The sequence below is a fragment of the Pseudazoarcus sp. NS34 genome (assembly GCF_059703725.1).
Genome location: NZ_BAAKIZ010000001.1, coordinates 36,694 through 55,853 on the forward strand (window position 1 = coordinate 36,694; position 19,160 = coordinate 55,853).

A 19,160-nucleotide genomic window follows, 5' to 3' on the forward strand; every position below is an offset into this window, starting at 1 on the left:
TTCCGGGCTCCCGCGCGACCGAGGCCTTGGTCCACGTCGACACAAGCAGCGCAGCGAGCAGGCCGTCGAATGGGCATCATGCACCGCCAAAACGGGTGCCAAGTATCTGGATCGTTACGGAAAATTCCGTGCCCGGCCAACGCCATGGCGGGCGTTAGCGAGTCCGCTGAGGGCGCAGGACAGCGCTCACAACGGCGGCGACGGAACCCGGCCCTGCATCCGCTCCACCAGAAACGCCACGCAGGCACGCAGCCGCGCCGGCACAAAACGCCGATGGGCATAGACGGCATAGATGTCGGCGCCGGTGTTGTGCCAGTCCGGCAGCAGCTCGACCAGTTCGCCTCGCGCCAGCGCCTCGTGCGCATCCCACCACGAGCGCAACATGATGCCGTGGCCGTCCAGCGCGAGCCGATGCACCGCCTCGCCGTCATTGCTCGACAGTCGCCCACCCACGCGCACCGACTGCACTTCCCCGCCGCGCTCGAAGCGCCACAGCGCGTAGTCGCTGTCGATCTCGCGCACGATCAGGCAGGCGTGGGCGGCCAGATCGGTCGGATGCGCGAGTGGCGGCGCGCTCTCCAGATACTTGGGGGCAGCGCACAGCATGCGTCGGTTGGCCAGCAGCTTGCGCGCCACCAGCCGCGAATCCGGCGGTATGCCAATGCGGATACCGATGTCCACCCCGGCATCCGAGAGGCTGAGCGGGAAGTTGGTCAGTTCCAGCTGGATGTCCAGCCCCGCATGTTGCGCGGCGAACTCCGACAGCAAGGGCGCGATGTGGCGTCGTCCGAAACCGAAGGTGGCGTTAACGCAGATGCGCCCGGAGAGTGCGCTGCTCGGGTCATTCAGGCTGTCTTCCAGCTCCGCCAGATCATCGAGAATGGACGCTCCGCGCGCGAGATAGCGCTCACCCTCGGGCGTCAGGGTCAGGCTTCGCGTGGTGCGCTGGGCCAGCTGCACGCCAAGCCGCGCTTCGAGCAGCTTCAGCCGCTTGCTGACGGCCGACAGCGACAGGCCCAGTTCCCGCGCAGCCCCGGTGAGGCTGCCGGCGCGAGCAAGATGCTGGAAGAAGGCAAGATCATCGACGGCGGACATTCATGCACTTTATTTCAACAATGAATTGCGCACCAGCCTGATTATCTACGCCCGAACAATCGCTACAGTAAGCCCATCCTGCGGGTTCCGGCTATGCCGGGCGCCTGCAAAATTTCAGGAGAACCGGATGTTCAAGGGTTTCGACACCTTCGATCTCGACGTCGGCGACGGCATCGTCATCCACGGCCGCAAGGGCGGCAACGGCCCGCCGCTGTTGCTGCTGCACGGCCACCCGCAGACGCATGTGATCTGGCACCGAGTGGCCGAGCAACTGGCGCAGCGCTACACCGTGATCGCCACCGACCTGCGCGGATATGGCGACTCTTCCAAGCCTGCCGGCCTGCCCGACCACAGCAACTACTCCAAGCGCGCGATGGCGCAAGACCAGATCGCGGTGATGCGTCACTTCGGTTTCGAGCGCTTCTTCCTGTGCAGCCACGACCGGGGCGCGCGCGTGGCGCATCGGCTCGCGGCCGACCATCCGGAGTGCGTGGACAAGCTGATGCTGCTCGACATCGCGCCGACGCTGGCGATGTACCAGGGCACGGATCGCCGCTTCGCGACCATGTACTTCCACTGGTTCTTCCTGATCCAGCCATCGCCGATGCCCGAGACGCTGATCGAGGCCTCGCCCGACGGCTACATCACCCGCACCATGGGCGGCCGCCACGCCAGCCTCGACGTGTTCGACCCGGCGGCGATCGCCGAATACCAGCGCTGCCTGTCCCTGCCCGGCGCGGCGCATTCGCTGTGCGAGGACTACCGCGCGTCGAACACCATCGACCTCGAATTCGACCAGGCCGATCTCGACGCCGGCCGTCGCATCCAGAGCCCGACCCGCGTGCTGTGGGGCGAACACGGTGTGATCCAGCGCTGCTTCGACCCGCTCACCGAGTGGACTCCACTCGCTACCGAACTCGACGGCGAGGCCCTGCCCTGCGGTCACTACATCCCGGAAGAAGCGCCGGAACTTCTGTTGCAGCACATCACCGACTTCATGAGGTAAGACCATGAGCAAAGCCCACAAGATCGCAGTCATCCCCGGCGACGGCATCGGCACGGAAGTGGTGCCCGAAGGCGTGCGCGTACTCAAGGCCGCTGCGCAGCGCTTCAACATCGCGCTGGAGTTCAGCGACTTCGATTTCGCCAGCTGCGACTACTACCTCCAGCACGGCCAGATGATGCCGGACGACTGGTTCGACACGCTGATGCAGTTCGACTGCATCTTTTTCGGCGCCGTCGGCTGGCCGGAGAAGGTGCCCGATCACGTCTCGCTGTGGGGCTCGCTGATCAAGTTCCGCCGCGACTTCGACCAGTACATCAACCTGCGCCCGGTGCGCCTGCTGCCGGGCATCCGATGCCCGCTGGCCGACCGCAAGCCCGGCGACATCGATTTCTACGTGGTGCGCGAGAACACCGAGGGCGAATATTCCAGCCTCGGCGGGCGCATGTATGGCGGCACCGAGCGGGAGTTCGTCACGCAACAGACGGTGATGAGCCGCATCGGCGTCGACCGCGTCTTGAAGTACGCCTACGAGCTGGCGCAGTCCCGCCCGCGCCGGAAGCTGACCTCGGCCACCAAGTCCAACGGCATCTCGATCACCATGCCGTACTGGGACGAACGCGTGAAGGGAATGGCCACCAAGTACCCGGACGTGGCCACCGATCAGTTCCACATCGACATCCTCAGCGCCCATTTCGTGCTGCACCCGGACTGGTTCGACGTGGTGGTGGCGAGCAACCTGTTCGGCGACATCCTGTCGGACCTCGGCCCTGCATGCACCGGCACCATCGGCGTCGCGCCCTCGGCCAGCATCAACCCGGAAGGCAAGTTCCCCAGTCTGTTCGAGCCGGTGCACGGCAGCGCGCCGGACATCGCCGGCAAAGGCATCGCCAACCCCATCGGCCAGATCTGGTCGGGCGCGCTGATGCTCGAACACCTTGGCCACAAGGAGGCCGGCGCAGCCGTTTTGTCGGCCATCGAGAACGTACTGGCTTCAGGTGACAAGGCGGTGCTGACTGCGGACGTGGGCGGCACTGGCTCGACCGAAACGCTGGGTCGTGCGATCGCGGAGCTGGTCGCAAAGGGGTAACCAGTCAGTTATGCACCACCGGTGCGTACCTGACGCCCACGCAGTCAGGCGGCAGGTGTCGAATGGTCACTGCGCTGCGAAATTCGCCTTCGCATTCGAACCACCTCGGGCAAAATCGGTCTGTTCGGGGTTCTCCCGAGTGCAAGGCACCATGAATCAACACAACACCTCCCCCGGCCGTTTGCGACGCATCGCAAAACGCGTGGCAATCGGCCTGTTCGCCGTCACGCTGGTGTACTTCGTCCCGGTCGGCGCCTCGTATCTGATGCGCACCATCGGCGAGGCGCAGGCCAGCGACTGGCGCACCGCCCGACGCGACAGCGCCGGCATTGCGCCCAAGGTCGCCCGTGACGAGGCCAGCATTCAGGCCTGGTGTGCGCGCGCCTTTCGCTGGCGCGGCGCCTTCGGCGTGCATTGCTGGCTGGCTGCCAAGACCACCGACAGCGACGCCTGGACGCGCTTCGAGGTGATGGGCTTTTACGTCATGCGTGGCGGCCAGGCGGTACGCGTCGGCCCCGGCATTCCCGACGGTTACTGGTACGGCGCCGCCCCCACGCTGGTGCGCGAGGTGCGCGGCGGCCCCAACGTAAACGAGATGATCGGCCGTCTGCATGCGGCCAGCCGCGTCTATCCGTACAACGATGAATACCGCATCTGGCCCGGCCCTAACAGCAACACCTACATTGCCTACCTGGGCCGCGCGGTGCCCGAGCTGTCGCTCGACCTGCCTCCCACAGCCATCGGCAAAGACTTCCTCCCCGAAGGCGGCGTGTTCGCGCGCCCGGCCAGCGGCTCAGGCATGCAGTTCTCGCTGGCCGGCCTGCTCGGTGTGGTGGTGTCGCCCGAAGAAGGGCTGGAGCTGAATGTGCTCGGGCTGACGGCCGGGGTGGATGTGTGGCCGCCGGCCCTCAAACTGCCCGGCATCGGCCGCATCGGCGTGCCGTCCGAGCCGCGCAGCAGCAGCGGCACGGCCCACGCCGCAGAATAGAGCGAGCCTTCAGGGCTTGCTCGACGTGGCGGTCGGGCTGCGTCCGAAGAAGTGGCGGTACGCCGGCTCCTTGGGCGCATTGTTCTCGATGTGGAAGGCCACCGTCTTTTCGCAATACGCCCGCTGCGACTCGATCACGCGGCGGAAGAACGGGTCGGCCGTCGATTCGCGTTCGATCACGACGTCCCAGGCCTTGAGCTGCGCCTGCAGCACTTCGTCCGGGGTGATGTAGGTCTTCACACCCTGCTCGGTGCGCATCTTCTCGAGGTCTTCGGGATAGCGACGCATGGCCTTCCAGTACATGTCGCTCGACGAAGCCTCGGCGGCGTATCGCAGGATGGCCCGCAGCTCGGGCGACAATTGCTGAAAGCGCGTGCGGTTGAAGATGATCTCGAAGGACTCGCAGTCCTGGTGGTAGCTGCGCATCATCAGGATCTTGGAGACCTCCGGCAGACCGAGCAGGCGGTCCGACGACGGGCCATTGACCTCGGCCCCGTCCAGCAGACCGCGCTCCAGCGCCGGCACCACGTCGCCGAAGCCCAGAATGGTCACGGCGGCGCCCACCTCGCGCATCACGTCGGCGGCAAGCCCGACCGTGCGGTACTTCAGGCCCCGGAACTGCGCAGCCGCGCGGATCGGCTCGCGAAACCAACCCAGCGGCTGTGTGGGGATCGGTCCGGTGAGGAAGCCCACCAGGTCGAGCTTCATGCGTTCGAGCAGTTCGTCGTAGAGCTGCTGGCCGCCGCCGTACTTGATCCAGCCCAGAAACTGATGCGCGTCCCAACCAAACGGCGGCGGCGTGCCGAACAGCGAGAAGGCCTTGGATTTGCCGTACCAATATGCAGCAACGCCATGGCCGCCGTCGAGCACGCCCTTGATCACGGCATCCTGCAGGCGGAAGGAACCGACCACCGAACTGGTGGGCAGCAGGTTCATGCGCAAACGCCCGCCCGACATTTCATTGACGGTGCGCACGAAATCACCGGCGTACTCATGGAAGATGTCGCGCGACGGCCAGGTGCTCTGGAACTGCAACACCTGCGTCTGCGCAAACGAGACCATCGGGAAACCGGCAGCAGCCACACCAACCGCCGCGCCACTCAGAAACTTGCGCCGCGCGGGCCTGGCCGCCTCGTCAGGTTTGGCGGGCACTTTGCCGCCTGAGATGTTGTTCTGCATCGTCTGTCCTCCCGGGGGAGCGGCCTCGGGGGCGTCAAACACCGGACCGCTTTGCATTCTTGTTGTTGTTCTGCACGACAGTAGCGCAAAGCTTATCTGCCATGGCAGTTCTCAAGAAAAATACGCCGGCGTGTACGAATACGCCATCCGTACATGCAACAAGTCCGCGCCGCCCGCGATTTCACTGCGCAGACAGCCCTGCCTAACCTGTCGCCGCCCGCAAAGTCAAGCAGCACGGGGCACATTCCGGTATGATGCGCGGCACCGGAGTTGTGACCGTTCGCGCAAAGCAGACAGCCGCCTCCCGAACGATGCACCATCGCCTTCGGCGCTGCCCCGCATTACCCCTTCCTCTGTTACACCACCGGCAGCTCGCCGTAAGACCATGACCATCACAATAGAAAACTTCAAACAGCTCGACCTCGGCCCCCAGCTACTCTCGGCGCTCGAAGAAGTCGGCTACGAAACCCCGTCGCCCATCCAGGCCGCGTGCATCCCGCCGCTGCTCGCTGGCGCCGACATCCTCGGCGAAGCGCAGACCGGCACCGGCAAGACGGCCGCCTTCGCGCTGCCCTGCCTGGCTCGCATCGATCTGTCCGACAACCGCCCGCAAGTGTTGGTGCTCGCGCCGACGCGCGAACTGGCCATCCAGGTATCGGAAGCCTTCCAGCGTTACGCCAAGAACATGCCTGGCTTCAACGTGATGCCGGTGTACGGCGGCCAGAGCATGGTCGTGCAGCTGCGTCAGTTGAAGCGCGGCGCCCACGTCGTGGTCGGCACGCCGGGCCGCATCATGGATCACATCGAGCGCAAGAGCCTGGTGCTCGACAACCTCAAGACGCTGGTGCTCGACGAAGCTGACGAGATGCTGCGCATGGGCTTCATCGACGACGTCGAATGGATCCTCGGCCACACCCCGCCGGAGCGCCAGACCGCGCTGTTCTCGGCCACCATGCCGGACCCGATTCGTCGCATCGCCCACCGCTACCTGCGCGACCCGCAGGAAGTGAAGATCAAGGCCGCCACCACCACGGTGTCGACCATCACGCAGAAGTTCTGCCAGGTCAGCGTGCCGCACAAGCTTGATGCCCTCACGCGCATCCTCGAAATCGAGGACATGGACGCCGGCATCATCTTCGTGCGCACCAAGATCGCTACCGAAGAGCTGGCCACCCGCCTCGAAGCGCGCGGCCACGCCGTCGGCGCGCTCAACGGCGACATGACCCAACAACTGCGCGAACGCGTGGTCGAACAGCTCAAGCGCGGCGCGCTCGATCTGGTCGTGGCCACCGACGTCGCCGCGCGTGGTCTGGACGTCTCGCGCATCACGCACGTCATCAACTACGACATTCCGTACGACACCGAAGCCTACGTGCACCGCATCGGCCGTACCGGCCGCGCGGGTCGCCTCGGCACCGCCATCCTGTTCGTCACGCCGCGTGAAGTGCGCATGCTCAAGACCATCGAGCGCGCCACCCGCCAGAAGATCGAGCCGCTGCCGCTGCCCTCGCGCGAAGCCATCGCCGACCGCCGCATCTCGCAGTTCCGTGAGCAGGTCGAAGGCGTACTGCAGTCCGACGACCTCGATTTCTTCCGTGAAGTCGTCGCCAGCCTCGAAGCCGACGGCACGCACGAACTGCACGACATCGCCGCCGCGCTGGCCGCCATGGCCACCCGCGACCGTCCGCTGCAACTGCCCGAAGGCGGCCGCGACTTCGCCAAGTTCGAAGCCGCGCCGCAGCGCTCGTCCGACGAGCGCGCGCCGCGCGAAAACCGCGAGAAGATCCTCGAGCGCCGCCGCGACTTCTCCGATGGCAAGCTGATGCGCTATCGCATCGCCGTCGGCAAGAACCAGCTCGTCAGCCCCAAGGACATCGTCGGCGCGATCGCCAACGAAGCCGGCATCGACAGCCGCTTCATCGGCCAGATCAACCTGTACGAGGACTACTCCACCGTCGAACTGCCGGCCGCCATGCCTGCCGACGTGCTGGAAACGCTGGCCCGCCTGCGCGTGCGCCAGTTCGTGCTCTACACCCGCCCGCTCACGCCGGAAGAAGACGCCCACGCCGCCAGCAACCCGCGTGCGCGCCCCGCTCCGCGTACCCGCGGCGAAAACGATGCCGGCGACAAGCCGCCGCGCAAGCCCTTCGGCAAGCCCGGCATGGGCAAGCCCTTTGCCGGCCGTGAAGATCGTCCGCAGCGTAGCGAATCCGGCGAGCGTCCGTCCTTCCGTTCCGAAGGTGGCGACAAGCCGCCGCGCGCCCGCAAGAAGTTCTGATCGCAGCCTGATCAACACGCCGGCCCCAATGCTCACGCGTTCGGGCCGGCGCGCACGTCTGCGCTAGAATGCGCGGCTGCTGCCCGCATGGGCGAGCGGCCGGGGTGGTGAAACTGGTAAACACAGCAGACTTAAAATCTGCCGGCGCAAGCCTTACGGGTTCAAGTCCCGTCCTCGGCACCATGTCTGCTGCGAGCCCGCGGTGATCGTCCTCAATCTCAGCTGTGACAAGCAACACCTCTTCGAAGGCTGGTTCGCCAACGCCGGGGCGTTTGTCGACCAGTCCGCGCGCGGCCTCGTAGCGTGCCCGCAATGCGGCTCCACGCACGTCGAACGCCGCCCTTCCGCCCCCTACGTAAACACCTCTGCGCCGCGCGGCGACGCCACCCCGCCACAACCTCAGGTAGACCCGGCCCAGGTCATGGCCGCGCTGCGCATGGCGGCGCGCAGCGCTGAAGACGTGGGCGAACAGTTTCCCGACGAGGCCCGCCGCATCCACCACGGCGAATCGCAAGCGCGCAGCATCCGCGGTCGCGCCAGCAGCGACGATCTCGGCGAGTTGCTGGAAGAAGGCATTCTGGTGCTGCCAGTGCCGGACGAACCGTCGCTGCAGTAGCGAAGACGAAGCCCGTAAAGCCGCCTCGCTTCAGCCTCGGAGGCGCTTCTGACTGACACAAGCACCCAGCTCAAAACGCATCGGCCCCGCGACCTTTTCAGGTCGCGGGGCCGATGTTCATTCAAGGCTGCAGCGAAACGGCCTAGGCGTTGCCCACCATCAGGCAGTGCTTGCCGGCGCGCAGGCAGTAGTCCTGCACGCGGCGATAGGCCTCATGGCCGATCTGTCCGATGTGGCACACCACCATGTCGGCAGCAGCCAGGCAGGCTTCGACGGCACCGTAGTCGCGCCCGTCAGCCGGTGGCTGGCGCAGCACGAACGACCCGCCGGAGCGCTCGATCAGATCACGCGCAGCGTCGACGTCCGGCGCGGAGCTTCCAAAGCACAACACCAGCTTGCCGCGCAGCCCCGGCAACATGTTGGGCAAGGCACGTCGGCGTGGTTGCGAGCGCCGCTCGCGCATCAGATCCTGCACGCGCGACATCAGCGCATCCACCCGTCGCGCCAGCTTCGCGCGGCGCGGCAGCCCCGGCGAGGCGGCTTCGAGCGCAGCGCGCTCTTCTTCGGCAAAAGCCAGCGCAGTACGTTGCACGATCATCTCGCCGCGCATGCACATCATTTCGGCGGATAGCCGTTCGATCTCGCTCGCCTGCTGGGCGATCAGCGCCGCGCAATCCTGCTGCTGACGGCCGAACGGCCCGGCCAGCACGCGTTGTCGCGGCGACTCGGATTCATCGGAAGGGGTGTTCATTACGGATTCCTCACACACATTCGGGAGCAGGGCTTCCCGGGTCGGGAGCTATTATGCGTGAGAACCGTTCTCAACAAGCCTCGCGCAATGAATGGATACACCATCAGCGCAATGCCGCCATCTTGCTACGTATCCGGCTGCGCGCTCCCGACGCTACACCGGGCTTGCTGGCACATGCATAGCGGCCCACAGCATGAACAGCGGCAGCGTGATCAAACCGGCGAAGCGTGCCCAGCGCCATAGCTTGCCCGGCATGCTGCTTGGCACGCTCGCATCCAGCGGCTCAGCTGGCGTCGGTTGGCGCCGCGCCGTCGCGGGTCCTCGTCCGGCAAAACGCGGCAGCACCAGCATCACCAACGGCACAGTGGCTGCTGTCAGCGCGGCAACCCACTCCACCACCCCCACCGTCTGGCCCCATCCGGCCACGCCGATCGCCAGCGCCACCAGCAGCGAGACCCAGCCGGTGATGCGCAGCATCGCCCGCCGGGCGGGGGACGGAGCGCGCCCCAGCACATCTTTCGAATGTCGATCCATGCCCAGCGCAAGCGCCACACAAGCGCTCACGCTGACCAGCACAAGTCCAGCCGCCATCATGCTGCGCCCCCTTGCATCAGCCACCAGTCGAGCGCGGCGAACACGGCAGTACAACCCGCGATGCCAAGCCAGGCACGCCAGGCCGAACGCGTGGTGAATACCCACATTGCCGCCGCTGCGTAGATCACGAAGCCGAGCATCGTTGCCGCGCCCGCCGCCTCGGCACGCGGCAGCGGCCAGATCAGCGCCGCCAGCACAATGGCCGCCCAGGTGAAGGCGTACGCACCAACGGTGGCGGCAAGCACGCGCGAGAACACCGCCCAGCGATAACGCGCGGTATCAGACACGGCCTTCATGCCGCCACCTCCGCCGCGTTCCAGCGCCGCTTGAGCTTGCGCAGCATGTACAGAAAGGCCGCCGCCAGGGCCAGCACGGTCAGATCGAAGCCGGCCAAAGCCCAGTCGCCATGCGGCACGGTCACGCCCAGATGGCGATCGGTGGTGAGAAGGTTGAGCAGCGGCAACAGCGCGTAGGCGGCCACCGCCAGCCACAGAATCTCGCTCCAGGCCCGGCGCAAAGGCCGCAGCGAGGCGTACAGGAACAGCCAGCCCCACACGGCGAACATCACGTGGGCTTCCCACAGCGCGCGGTCGGCCATCTCCAGCGGCAACAGGCGGTTGGCCCAGAAGTACGCCGCCACGGCCACCGGCAGGCCGGCAATGGTGCCGACGTTGAGCACCTCGACGAGGCGCAGCCCCGCCGCATCAATGCGCGAAACCACCTCTCCGTTCTTCGCGTGACGCTTGCGTCGCTTCACCGTCCACAGCACCAGGCCGGTGCCGATCATGGCGCAGCCCAGCAAGCCGGAGCCGAAGTACAACCAGCGCAGCCACGGCCCGGCATACAAGCCTTCATGCAGCGCATACAGCACGCCGCGAATTTGACCGGAAGCATGCTTGCCTTCGGGCGACGGCAAGGCTTCGCCGGTGGTCGCGTCGAAGCTCAGTTGCTCGGGTTGGCGGAAGTCGATCTTGCCGCCGTGCGTGCGCTGCGCCGTCACCGTCGCAACGGAATCCTCGAGGTGTTCCAGCTCGAGCGCCGACACCTGCCCCGCACCCCATTGCTGCTCCGCCTGCGCAACGATGTTGTCGAGCGACGCAGCCGGACGCTGTAAAGGCAGGTAGCTACGGTTGCGATCGGTCTCGAAGAACTCGTCGATGAACACCCGCACTTCCGCCTTCGAGCTGCCATACAGCGTGAACACCGCGCCCGGCATGTACTGCAGCGGGAACAGGATCAGCCCGCTGTAGGTGATCATCAGGAAGAACGGCAGCGCCATCACGCTCGTCACGTTGTGGGCGTCCAGCCACGAGCGTTGCCCCTTGCCGGGCCGGAAGGTGAAGAAGTCCTTGAATATCTGCTTGTGCGTGACGATGCCCGAGAGAATGGCGATGAACATCATCATCGTGCACACGCCGACCAGCAGAATGCCCACGGTGGTCGGCATGTAGTGCAGCAGGTAGTGCATGCGATACAACAGCTGCCCGCCACGGGTGTCACGCGGCTCAACTTGAGGTAGCGGCTCACCGCTATCGACATCCAGACGTTCGTTGCCGCGCTGCCCCTGATCGCGCCCCGCCTCCGGCATTTGCTGCCAGCGGATGCCCAGCCCGCGCGGGCCGCGCGGCGCCGCAGGTTCGCCCGGCAACTGGATGATCCATTGCCGCGCACCCGGCGCCACAACCGCCAGCCGGTCGGCAGTGCGGTCCAGCATCGCAGCGCGGTCCCCGACCTGAACCTGTTCGGCCAACGGCAGCTCCGGCTTCATCCAGCGGTCGATCTCGTCGTCGAAATAACCCGCCGTGCCCGTCACGAACACAAAGAACAACACCCACCCGGTGACCAGGCCGGTCCAGGTATGCAGCCAGGCCATGCACTGGCGAAAACCTTCCTTCATCGATTCCTCTCGGGTACATCATCCGTTCACCGAAAACAGCGCAGCGCCCGATCCGACGTTGCGCTGCGTAATTCACTGGCCCGCTCAGCGCCGTCAGCCGACGCGCCGCGCGTACATCCCGCCTCACTCCACATGCCGTTTGAGCGCCACGAAGGTGCCATCTCGTTACGGCTTGTTACGCCTGCGTGGCGTCGTGCAGGTGGGTACCACAGGCCCCAGTGGCCATCAGCCGGACAGAAGGCCACCCATGCGCCCGGGCAAGCTACTGCGCTCAATGGCACGTCCGCCTCCAAACGTTTCATTTCGCGCGCGGCTCTCTACCGAGCCACCGTAAATGATAACCATTATTAAGTGAGCGAGCCAAGCCTCGCGAAGTGCCGGCCCCCCAGTTGCTGTTCGAAGCCGACCGGAACATCGTCTCCGACTCTGACGAGGGCCCTGGCGAGCAATGCGCGGATTCGCCATCTGCAGATGCGACGCGCAGTGCCTTGTGGCGACCGCTTTCGCTGATCGCCGGCAAGGCCGATGATCAGACAGTGCGGTCAGTGGATAGGGGCGAGCCGCCTCGATGGGCTTCGGCACACCTTGCCCTCTCCCCCTGCAAAACCGGCCATACTGCGCGCATCACCAAGCATCCAGCATCGAGGGAATCCATGGCCGAAGGCATTGCCATCATCTTCATCACCCTGCTGACCTACAGCGGCCTGCTGCTATTCCAGAAGCGCCGCAGTGGCGTCGCGTGGAACCGCATGTTCAAGAAGGGCGACCCGTGGTTTTTCCTGAACCTGCCGATCGCGCTGGTGTGTGGCCTGGCCTTTGCGCCGCATCTGATCGATCTGCTCGGCTGATCTGCGTAGCGACGTTTCAAGCGCCTGGCCGCAAGCGGCACGAGCACCAAGGCAAACGCGGCCGCCCCGCACCGGCCGGCGCAGCTTCCTGCGCGGCCTGACTCACTCACTCTTCTGTTGGCGGGCCTCACCCGCAGCCGTGCCTTCGCCCGCTCACACCCCGTAACTACCGATTGGTTGTTAAGGCGATCTCGCTTGCTATAATTTTTGCTCCGCCGTCAGCGAGCTCCAGTCTGGATGAACAGCCGATTTCCCCAAACGCCCGAGCAGCCCAAGCGTGTTCGCCTGCCGCCCGAGGTGCGTCGCCGGCAGATTCTGGATGCGGCGCTCATCGAGTTCAGTGCGGTCGGCTTCGAGGGCGCCACGATGGAGCGCATCGCTCGGCGGGTGGGCATCACCAAGGCCGGCATCTACGCCCATTTCGAGGGCAAGGATGCGATCTTTGAAGCGCTTCTGATCGACAACATCTTCAGCCAGACGCAGCAGCCACAATGGCACTGGCGCGAGGGCTGCGCGCTGGAAGAAGTCGTGGACGGCTTTCTGGAAACCATCTACGGGCTGGTGGGCAATCCGCGCGCACAGGCCACCTTCCGCCTGCTGATCACCGAGAGCGGACGAGACCAGGAGCGCGTGCGCCGCTGGGCTCGCGAGATTTTCGAGCCCTACACGCTGGAGCGGCAGGCCGAGATGGACGCCTGCGTGGCGCACGGAGCGGTGCCCGATTGCGCGGTGTCGCGGCGCTACTCCTTGCTCTCCTCGCCGGCGCTGCTGGCCATGATGAGCTACCTGATTCTCGGCCCGGACGACGCCGAGCAGGACGTTGCGCAGATCCGCGCCGCGCATCGCGAGATGCTGCTGACGCTGCTCAGCCGACCGGAGGCCGCGCGATGAAGCCGGCTCTGCTTCCACCATTTCTGCGGCCGCTGGCCGCCACACTGGCGGCGGCATCGCTGCTGGTCGGCTGCGCCACGGTCACGCCCGAGCCGGCGCAGTTGCCGTTCGCTCTGCCGCAGAATTTTTCTGCGACTTCAGCGTCACCCACCAGCCCGACATCCGAACACTGGTGGCGCGACTTCGGCGACCCGCAGCTCGACCTCTTCGTCCGCACCGCATTGCAGCGCAATCCGGGTCTCGCGCAGGCCATCGCACGCGCCCGCATGGCCGAGGCCCAGGCGCGCCTGCAAGGCGCCGACCGCCTGCCGCAGATCGGCCTGGGCCTGGGCGCCACGCGTCAGCGCCAGAACGTGGCCGTCCTTCCCGGCGCGGAACCCGTCGAGGTGCTGAGCACCACGCACAACGCCGCGCTGGACATCAGCTGGGAGCTCGACCTGTGGGGCCGCCTGTCCGCGCTGTCGGCGTCCGCCCGCGCCGATTACCTCGCCAGCGGCGAACAGTTGCGCGCCATGCGTCAATCCGTGGCGGCCCAGGTCGTGCAGCTGTATCTGGAAATCGTGCATGCGCGGGCGCAGGTCGCGCTGTCCGAGCGCACCGTGAAGTCGCTGGCGGAGATGTCCCGCCAGATCGGCAACCGCGTGAGCGCGGGCGTCACCTCTCCGGCCGACGGCAAGCTGTCCCGGGCCAACCTTGAATCCGCGCGGGCCGGGCTGGAGCAGCGCCGCGAAGCGCTCGAACGCAGCCTGCGCCAACTCGAAGTGCTGATGGGCAGTTACCCGTCCGGCACGCTGAGTACCGCCACCGAACTGCCAGCCGTGCCGGCGCCCCCGCCTGCCGGCATTCCCGCAGAACTGCTCGCCCGCCGCCCCGACATCCAGGCGGCCGAACTGGGGCTGCTCAGCGCGGGCTACCAACTGGGCGCGGCGCAGCGCTCGTTCCTGCCATCGCTGTCGCTCACCGGCTCGGCCGGTTTTGCCGGCAGTGATCTGTCCGAGCTTTTCCGCAGCGGCAATCTGATCTGGTCGATTGCCGGGCGGCTGCTGCAGCCGGTGTTTCAGGGTGGGCGGCTGGTAGCGCAGGTGGATATCGCCGAGGGCCAACGTGACGAAGCCCTGAATGCGTATGCCGAAACAGCCCTCAATGCGCTGTCGGAGGTCGAGACGGCGCTGGCGGTGGACGCGCTGCTGAACCGCCGCGAGGCGGCGGCCGACGCTGCCGCCAGCGCCGCGGAAGAGGCCGTGCGGGTGTCGTACAACCGCTACGTACAAGGCATCGACCCCTTCCTCAACGTGCTGGAGAGCCAGCAACGCGCCCTGGAGGGGCGCAGCGCCCAGATCACCGCCCGCCATGCCCGACTGGAGAACCGCATTGCCCTGCACCTTGCGCTGGGCGGCGGGTTTGAAGATGCACCCCTGCCCGTCGCGCCGACCGGCTTCGCCCCCGTAACGGACACCACCCGATGATCAAGCCAGCCCCCATCAACGCGTCCCGCATGATCGTCCTCGGCATCTTCGCCCTGCTGGCGCTTGCCGCCTGCGGCGGCGCCGACGACAGCGCCAACGCTCAGCCCGAAGGCGACAACGGCGCGCAGCGCGAGGAGCCGGCGGTCAGCATCAAGGTCGTGCCCGTCGAGCAGCGCCAGTTGCAGGCGTGGATCTACAGCCAGGGCACGGCGCGCTCCTTGCAGCGTGAATTCCTCACCTTCACGCAACAGGGCACGGTCACCTTTGTGGATGACGCGCTCAACGTAGGCAGCCCGGTCAAGGCCGGGCAACTCATCGCCCACCAGGCGCCCGAGCGCTTGCAAGCCGACCTGCGCGCGGCACAGGCGGCGCAGGCCGAGGCCGAGGCGAATGTCAGGCTGTCGCAGGTCACCCTCAAGCGCTATCAGAACCTCATCGAGCAGCAGTCTGCCTCGCAACAAGAGCTGGACCAGGCCGCCGTGCAGGTGGAGCAAGCGCAGGCGGCGCTGGAAAGCGCACGTGCCCAAGTGGCCCAGGCCGAACTCGCCGTGGAGGAATCGCGTCTGGTCTCGCCCATCGACGGCGTGCTGGCGCGGCTCAACATCGAGCAAGGCCGCTACTTCTCGCCCAGCGCCGTGCAGACCGCGACCGAGCAGGACGCCCTGCGCACCGTGCCCGCACTGGTCATCGACCCCGACCGTTTCGAGATCCGCGTCGAACTGCCGTCCTACAACTTCCGGCAGGTCTCGCCCGGCGCCCGTGCCGTGGTGGGCGCCAACCCGCCGAACGAAGGACAGCACATGGATCCGGAGGCGCTCAGCAACAGCGTGGAAGGCCGCGTACACGCGGTCAGCCCCTCGCTGGACCCCGGCACGCGCACCTTCGAAATCCTCGTGCACGCCGAGGACGACACTTCGGGCCTGCATGACGGCGAGTTCGTCGCGGTGTGGATCGCCGGGCCGCGGCAGGAAGAAGCGCTGGCCGTACCCCTGCAAGCCCTGCGCTTTCGCGACGATCAGAGCTTCGTCTTCGTGCTCAACGAGAACACCGGCAAAGTCATTGAACGGCGCGTTGAACTGGGCCAGCAATCCGGTGAATACCGGGCCGTTACCCGCGGCCTGGAGGTGGGCGAACGGGTGGTCACCGAAGGCCGCGCCGCGCTGCGCGACGGCCAGGCCGTGCGCGTGCTCAACGCCGGGCCGGACCAACAATGAGCGAACACGCCCCCGAAGACAGCGCGCAAGCCCGACGCGCCCCGGCAGACGAAACGCCGGAAGTGCGCGACGCCAACCGCTTCGCCAGGTTTTTCTTCCTGCAGCCGATCTTCGGCATCCTGCTCGCGACCACGCTGGTGCTCGGCGGCTTGATGGCGTACTCGCAACTGGTCAAAGAGGCCCTGCCCGATCTCGACATTCCCCAGGCCACTATCACCACCATGTGGCCCGGCGCCGACCCGCGCACCATGGAAGAACAGGTCACCGACCACATCGAGGACGAGGTGACGACGCTGCAAGGGGTCAAGCGCGTCGACAGTGCGTCCTTCGATTCCTACTCCATCGTGTCGGTCGAGTTCGAAGCCTCTGCCGACCCGGTGGACGCGATGACGCGGCTGCGCGCCGCCGTGGCCGACGCCGAGGCCGAGCTGCCGGCCGAGGTCGAGCGGCCGGCCATCGATCAGGCCTCGGTGGACGACCGCCCCATCTTCACCTTCACGCTGCATGGCGACGGCAGCTCTGCCGCCATGAACGAACTGGCGCGCCGCGTGCGCGACACCCTCGAACGCGTGCAAGGGGTCAACGAGGTCGACATCGGCGGCGAGCGCGAAGAGATCGTGCAGATTCTGCTGCGGCCCGAGCGCATGCTGGCCCTCGGGCTGTCGCCCTCCTCCATCCGCAGGGCCGTGCAGCAAGCCAACATCGAACAACCATTCGGCGAAATCCGCAGCGACAGCATCGGCGCGGTGGTGCGTCTGGAAGGGCGCTTCCGCGAGGTGGACGACCTGCGCGCCCTGCCCGTCGCCCGTCTCGACGGCGTGCTGGCCGGGCGTGCAGTGCCTCTGGACGAGGTGGCCACGGTACGGCGCATGCAGGAAACCGAGACCACGAGGGCCTTCTTCAGCGATCGCGGCGCGCCCTACGAGCCTTCATTGGAGCTGTCGGTGCGCAAGTCGCCGGGGGCCGACACGGTCAATCTGGTGGCGTCGCTGCGCGACACGCTCGACCAGATGCGCAACGAAGGCAGCTGGCCGGCCGGGCTGGAGTACACCGCCACGCAGGACGAAGCGACGCAGATCTGGGATTCGCTCACCGACGTCTTCGGCAGCGCGCTGCAGACCATGCTCATCGTCTTCGTCATCCTGTTCATCACCATCGCGTGGCGCGAAGCGCTGGTGGCCGGGCTGTCGGTGCCGATAACCTTCGCCGGCGTGCTGCTGATCATCCTGCTCATGGGCTATTCGCTCAACGAGCTGGTGGTGATCGGCATGGTGATTGCGCTGGTGATGATCATCGACGTGTTCATCATCCTCATGGAGGGGGTGCACGACGAGATCTACAACCAGCGCAAAACCTTCGGCCAGGCCGTGCTGGCCACGGTAAAGCGCTACGCCGTGCCGACCTTCGCAGCGCAGATCACCACCATTCTGGCGCTGGTGCCGTTGATGTCGATCAGCGGCACGATGGGCGAATTCATCCGCGTGCTGCCCACCACCACGGTGATCTGCCTGGTCCTGTCGTTTGTGGTGGCCATGTTGTGCTCGCTGCCCTTGTCACGCTATTTGCTCGGGCGCCAGCGCGCACCCGAAGACGCCAACAATATGGGCCGGTCGGACCGCATTACGCGCGCGGCCGTCGAAGGGCTCGAACGCTGGAACACGCGCCGCGTGGTCGGCAGCCGCAAGCAGTCGTGGGCCTGGGCGCTCGGCACGCTGGCGATGTTCATCGTGGCCGTGCTGGCCTTCACGCAGGCGCGTGTCGAACTGTTTCCGCCGGTAGACGGCGAACGGCTGGGCATCAACATCGAGCTGCCACCCAATGTGCAGCTGGAGCAATCACAGCAGCTGGCCGACGAGATCGGCGAGATCCTGCGCGACAAGCCTTACTTTGAAAGCGTGGTCAAACTGGTGGGGCTGAAAAGCCCGTTTGCCGCCACGTCGATGGCCGCCAGCCTGCAGCCGAGCGAGGCGGAAAACTTCATCGGCTTCTCGGCCATCTTCCACCCCGTTGAAGAGCGCGACGCCCAATCCTTCGAGCTGGCCGACGAGCTGCGCCGCGAGCTGTCGGCTTATCTCGATCAGAACGCCGTCGCCGCCCAGCTGCTGGTGGTGTCCGAAGGCGGTGGCCCGACCACCGGCGCGCCCATCGAGATTCAGCTCATCGGCCCCGACATGGATCAGCTGCAACGCCTGTCCTACCAGGTGCAGGCGCTGCTGACCGACACCGCCGGCGTGGTGGACGTGCGCGACAACATCGGCATGCTGCAACCGCAGATCGCGCTGCGCCCCAACCGTGAGGCGGCTGATTTCTTCGGCATCACGCATGAAGACCTGGCCGCGCAGCTGCGCATCGCGTTCAGCTCGGACGAAGTCGGCCAGTTCGTCACCGCCGACGGCATCGACAACATCGACATCCGCCTTGGCACCGAGTGGCCCAGCCGACCCGGCGAAGCCGGCGGCCCTCGCAACATCAACGAACTGTCGCGCATCCGCGCCTTCACGCCGGACGGACAATCCATCGCCATGCTGCAGCTGGTCGAGCCCGTGTCATCAGAATCGGCCATCGCCATCTCGCACGTCGATGGCGAACGCGCGATCACGGTCATGGCCAAGAACGAAGGCCGCACCGTCACCGAAGTCATGGCCGAAGTGGCTCCGCGCCTGGACGAACTGAAACGCGATTGGCCCAACGACTACCGCAGCTCCATCGGCGGGGAGTCGGCCGAAACCGCCGAAACCTTCGGCTCGGCGCTGATCGCCCTGGTGGTGGCCATTGTGCTGGTGGTGGGCGTACTGGTGATCGTGTTCTCCAGTTTCCGCCAGGCCTTCATCATCTTCATCACCATGCCGCTGGCCGTAATCGGCGCAGCGCTGGGCTTCTGGGCCTTCGACATCACCTTCTCGTTCTTCGCCATGATCGGGCTGATTTCGCTGATCGGCATCGCCATCAACAACGGCATCATCATGGTCGACACCATGAACGCCTACGTGCGCGAAGGGCTGTCGATTGCCGAAGCCGCCGCGGCCGGCTCCGCACGTCGCCTGCGTCCGCTGCTGTCGACGGCCGTCACCACCATCGTGGGGCTGATTCCACTCACGATCAGCAATGCGTCCTACCGGCCGCTCACGCTGGTGATCATCTTCGGGCTGATTTCGGTGTCGATCTTCGCGCTGTTTGTGGTGCCTGCGCTGTACCTGCTGCTCACACCAGCCAATGCCGGCGAAGCAAAGTCACTGGACTGAGCCGCAGC

Annotated in this window: 16 protein-coding genes and 1 tRNA gene; 11 read left to right on the forward strand and 6 right to left on the reverse strand. The window is 66.2% G+C overall.

Translation table 11 applies throughout. The features are described 5' to 3' along the window. Positions 1-186 precede the first annotated feature (186 nt). Positions 187-1,095: a LysR family transcriptional regulator gene (locus tag AC6H0N_RS00190; RefSeq protein ID WP_497572034.1), complete on the reverse strand. Its 909-nt coding sequence runs from the start codon at positions 1,093-1,095 to the stop codon at positions 187-189. A 127-nt stretch (positions 1,096-1,222) separates the two neighbouring features. Between AC6H0N_RS00190 and AC6H0N_RS00195 the strand changes: the two genes are divergently transcribed. The 3 genes from AC6H0N_RS00195 (at position 1,223) to AC6H0N_RS00205 (ending at position 4,176) form a co-directional block, all read left to right on the forward strand. Beyond that, complete coding sequence (locus AC6H0N_RS00195) at positions 1,223-2,101, forward strand: alpha/beta fold hydrolase (RefSeq protein WP_497572035.1); 879 nt, start codon at positions 1,223-1,225, stop codon at positions 2,099-2,101. A 4-nt stretch (positions 2,102-2,105) separates the two neighbouring features. Continuing rightward, on the forward strand, positions 2,106-3,188 hold the full coding sequence (locus AC6H0N_RS00200) for a tartrate dehydrogenase (RefSeq protein ID WP_497572036.1): 1,083 nt from the start codon (positions 2,106-2,108) through the stop codon (positions 3,186-3,188). Between the two features lie 151 nt (positions 3,189-3,339). Beyond that, positions 3,340-4,176, forward strand: a complete 837-nt coding sequence (locus AC6H0N_RS00205) for a DUF3750 domain-containing protein (RefSeq protein WP_497572037.1) — start codon at positions 3,340-3,342, stop codon at positions 4,174-4,176. A 9-nt stretch (positions 4,177-4,185) separates the two neighbouring features. On the opposite strand, the gene AC6H0N_RS00210 is transcribed toward AC6H0N_RS00205, so the two are convergent. After that, entirely contained in the window at positions 4,186-5,355 is a 1,170-nt protein-coding gene (locus AC6H0N_RS00210; protein WP_497572038.1) for a TRAP transporter substrate-binding protein, read from the reverse strand. 385 nt (positions 5,356-5,740) lie between these two features. Between AC6H0N_RS00210 and AC6H0N_RS00215 the strand changes: the two genes are divergently transcribed. The 3 genes from AC6H0N_RS00215 (at position 5,741) to AC6H0N_RS00225 (ending at position 8,249) form a co-directional block, all read left to right on the forward strand. After that, positions 5,741-7,633 carry a DEAD/DEAH box helicase gene (locus AC6H0N_RS00215; RefSeq protein WP_497572039.1) on the forward strand — a complete coding sequence of 631 codons (1,893 nt, stop codon included), beginning with the start codon at positions 5,741-5,743 and terminating at the stop codon, positions 7,631-7,633. A gap of 98 nt (positions 7,634-7,731) precedes the next feature. Beyond that, positions 7,732-7,816: transfer RNA gene (locus AC6H0N_RS00220), tRNA-Leu, on the forward strand. 19 nt (positions 7,817-7,835) lie between these two features. Next, complete coding sequence (locus AC6H0N_RS00225; RefSeq protein ID WP_497572040.1) at positions 7,836-8,249, forward strand: DUF1178 family protein; 414 nt, start codon at positions 7,836-7,838, stop codon at positions 8,247-8,249. Between the two features lie 142 nt (positions 8,250-8,391). On the opposite strand, the gene AC6H0N_RS00230 is transcribed toward AC6H0N_RS00225, so the two are convergent. From AC6H0N_RS00230 to AC6H0N_RS00245, 4 genes are all read right to left on the reverse strand, one after another. Continuing rightward, positions 8,392-9,000 (reverse strand): hypothetical protein, encoded by a 609-nt coding sequence (locus tag AC6H0N_RS00230; protein WP_497572042.1) that lies wholly within the window; start codon positions 8,998-9,000, stop codon positions 8,392-8,394. A gap of 153 nt (positions 9,001-9,153) precedes the next feature. After that, the gene (locus tag AC6H0N_RS00235) at positions 9,154-9,594 is read right to left on the reverse strand and encodes a DUF3325 domain-containing protein (protein ID WP_497572044.1); all 441 of its coding nucleotides are present in this window, start codon (positions 9,592-9,594) and stop codon (positions 9,154-9,156) included. After that, the gene (locus AC6H0N_RS00240) at positions 9,591-9,890 is read right to left on the reverse strand and encodes a DUF3649 domain-containing protein (RefSeq protein WP_497572045.1); all 300 of its coding nucleotides are present in this window, start codon (positions 9,888-9,890) and stop codon (positions 9,591-9,593) included. Before AC6H0N_RS00240 ends, AC6H0N_RS00235 begins: the two co-directional genes overlap by 4 nt. Beyond that, complete coding sequence (locus tag AC6H0N_RS00245) at positions 9,887-11,491, reverse strand: PepSY-associated TM helix domain-containing protein (RefSeq protein ID WP_497572046.1); 1,605 nt, start codon at positions 11,489-11,491, stop codon at positions 9,887-9,889. The genes AC6H0N_RS00240 and AC6H0N_RS00245 overlap by 4 nt, the downstream gene beginning before the upstream one ends. Before the next feature lie 653 nt (positions 11,492-12,144). Here AC6H0N_RS00245 and AC6H0N_RS00250 point away from each other — a divergent pair. From AC6H0N_RS00250 to AC6H0N_RS00270, 5 genes are all read left to right on the forward strand, one after another. Beyond that, positions 12,145-12,339 (forward strand): hypothetical protein, encoded by a 195-nt coding sequence (locus AC6H0N_RS00250; protein ID WP_497572047.1) that lies wholly within the window; start codon positions 12,145-12,147, stop codon positions 12,337-12,339. A 237-nt stretch (positions 12,340-12,576) separates the two neighbouring features. Then, positions 12,577-13,230 carry a TetR/AcrR family transcriptional regulator gene (locus tag AC6H0N_RS00255; protein ID WP_497572048.1) on the forward strand — a complete coding sequence of 218 codons (654 nt, stop codon included), beginning with the start codon at positions 12,577-12,579 and terminating at the stop codon, positions 13,228-13,230. Beyond that, complete coding sequence (locus AC6H0N_RS00260) at positions 13,227-14,696, forward strand: efflux transporter outer membrane subunit (protein ID WP_497572049.1); 1,470 nt, start codon at positions 13,227-13,229, stop codon at positions 14,694-14,696. The genes AC6H0N_RS00255 and AC6H0N_RS00260 overlap by 4 nt, the downstream gene beginning before the upstream one ends. Then, positions 14,693-15,910 carry an efflux RND transporter periplasmic adaptor subunit gene (locus AC6H0N_RS00265; RefSeq protein WP_497572050.1) on the forward strand — a complete coding sequence of 406 codons (1,218 nt, stop codon included), beginning with the start codon at positions 14,693-14,695 and terminating at the stop codon, positions 15,908-15,910. The genes AC6H0N_RS00260 and AC6H0N_RS00265 overlap by 4 nt, the downstream gene beginning before the upstream one ends. Then, on the forward strand, positions 15,907-19,152 hold the full coding sequence (locus AC6H0N_RS00270; RefSeq protein ID WP_497572051.1) for an efflux RND transporter permease subunit: 3,246 nt from the start codon (positions 15,907-15,909) through the stop codon (positions 19,150-19,152). Before AC6H0N_RS00265 ends, AC6H0N_RS00270 begins: the two co-directional genes overlap by 4 nt. The last annotated feature ends 8 nt before the right edge of the window (positions 19,153-19,160 follow it).

Bases quoted from the DNA above. Each gene is read 5' to 3' on its own strand.
- AC6H0N_RS00190 (WP_497572034.1), bottom strand. From the start codon at position 1,095: ATGTCCGCCGTCGATGATCTTGCCTTCTTCCAGCATCTTGCTCGCGCC.
- AC6H0N_RS00195 (WP_497572035.1), top strand. From the start codon at position 1,223: ATGTTCAAGGGTTTCGACACCTTCGATCTCGACGTCGGCGACGGCATC.
- AC6H0N_RS00200 (WP_497572036.1), top strand. From the start codon at position 2,106: ATGAGCAAAGCCCACAAGATCGCAGTCATCCCCGGCGACGGCATCGGC.
- AC6H0N_RS00205 (WP_497572037.1), top strand. From the start codon at position 3,340: ATGAATCAACACAACACCTCCCCCGGCCGTTTGCGACGCATCGCAAAA.
- AC6H0N_RS00210 (WP_497572038.1), bottom strand. From the start codon at position 5,355: ATGCAGAACAACATCTCAGGCGGCAAAGTGCCCGCCAAACCTGACGAG.
- AC6H0N_RS00215 (WP_497572039.1), top strand. From the start codon at position 5,741: ATGACCATCACAATAGAAAACTTCAAACAGCTCGACCTCGGCCCCCAG.
- AC6H0N_RS00230 (WP_497572042.1), bottom strand. From the start codon at position 9,000: ATGAACACCCCTTCCGATGAATCCGAGTCGCCGCGACAACGCGTGCTG.
- AC6H0N_RS00235 (WP_497572044.1), bottom strand. From the start codon at position 9,594: ATGATGGCGGCTGGACTTGTGCTGGTCAGCGTGAGCGCTTGTGTGGCG.
- AC6H0N_RS00240 (WP_497572045.1), bottom strand. From the start codon at position 9,890: ATGAAGGCCGTGTCTGATACCGCGCGTTATCGCTGGGCGGTGTTCTCG.
- AC6H0N_RS00245 (WP_497572046.1), bottom strand. From the start codon at position 11,491: ATGAAGGAAGGTTTTCGCCAGTGCATGGCCTGGCTGCATACCTGGACC.
- AC6H0N_RS00250 (WP_497572047.1), top strand. From the start codon at position 12,145: ATGGCCGAAGGCATTGCCATCATCTTCATCACCCTGCTGACCTACAGC.
- AC6H0N_RS00255 (WP_497572048.1), top strand. From the start codon at position 12,577: ATGAACAGCCGATTTCCCCAAACGCCCGAGCAGCCCAAGCGTGTTCGC.
- AC6H0N_RS00260 (WP_497572049.1), top strand. From the start codon at position 13,227: ATGAAGCCGGCTCTGCTTCCACCATTTCTGCGGCCGCTGGCCGCCACA.
- AC6H0N_RS00265 (WP_497572050.1), top strand. From the start codon at position 14,693: ATGATCAAGCCAGCCCCCATCAACGCGTCCCGCATGATCGTCCTCGGC.
- AC6H0N_RS00270 (WP_497572051.1), top strand. From the start codon at position 15,907: ATGAGCGAACACGCCCCCGAAGACAGCGCGCAAGCCCGACGCGCCCCG.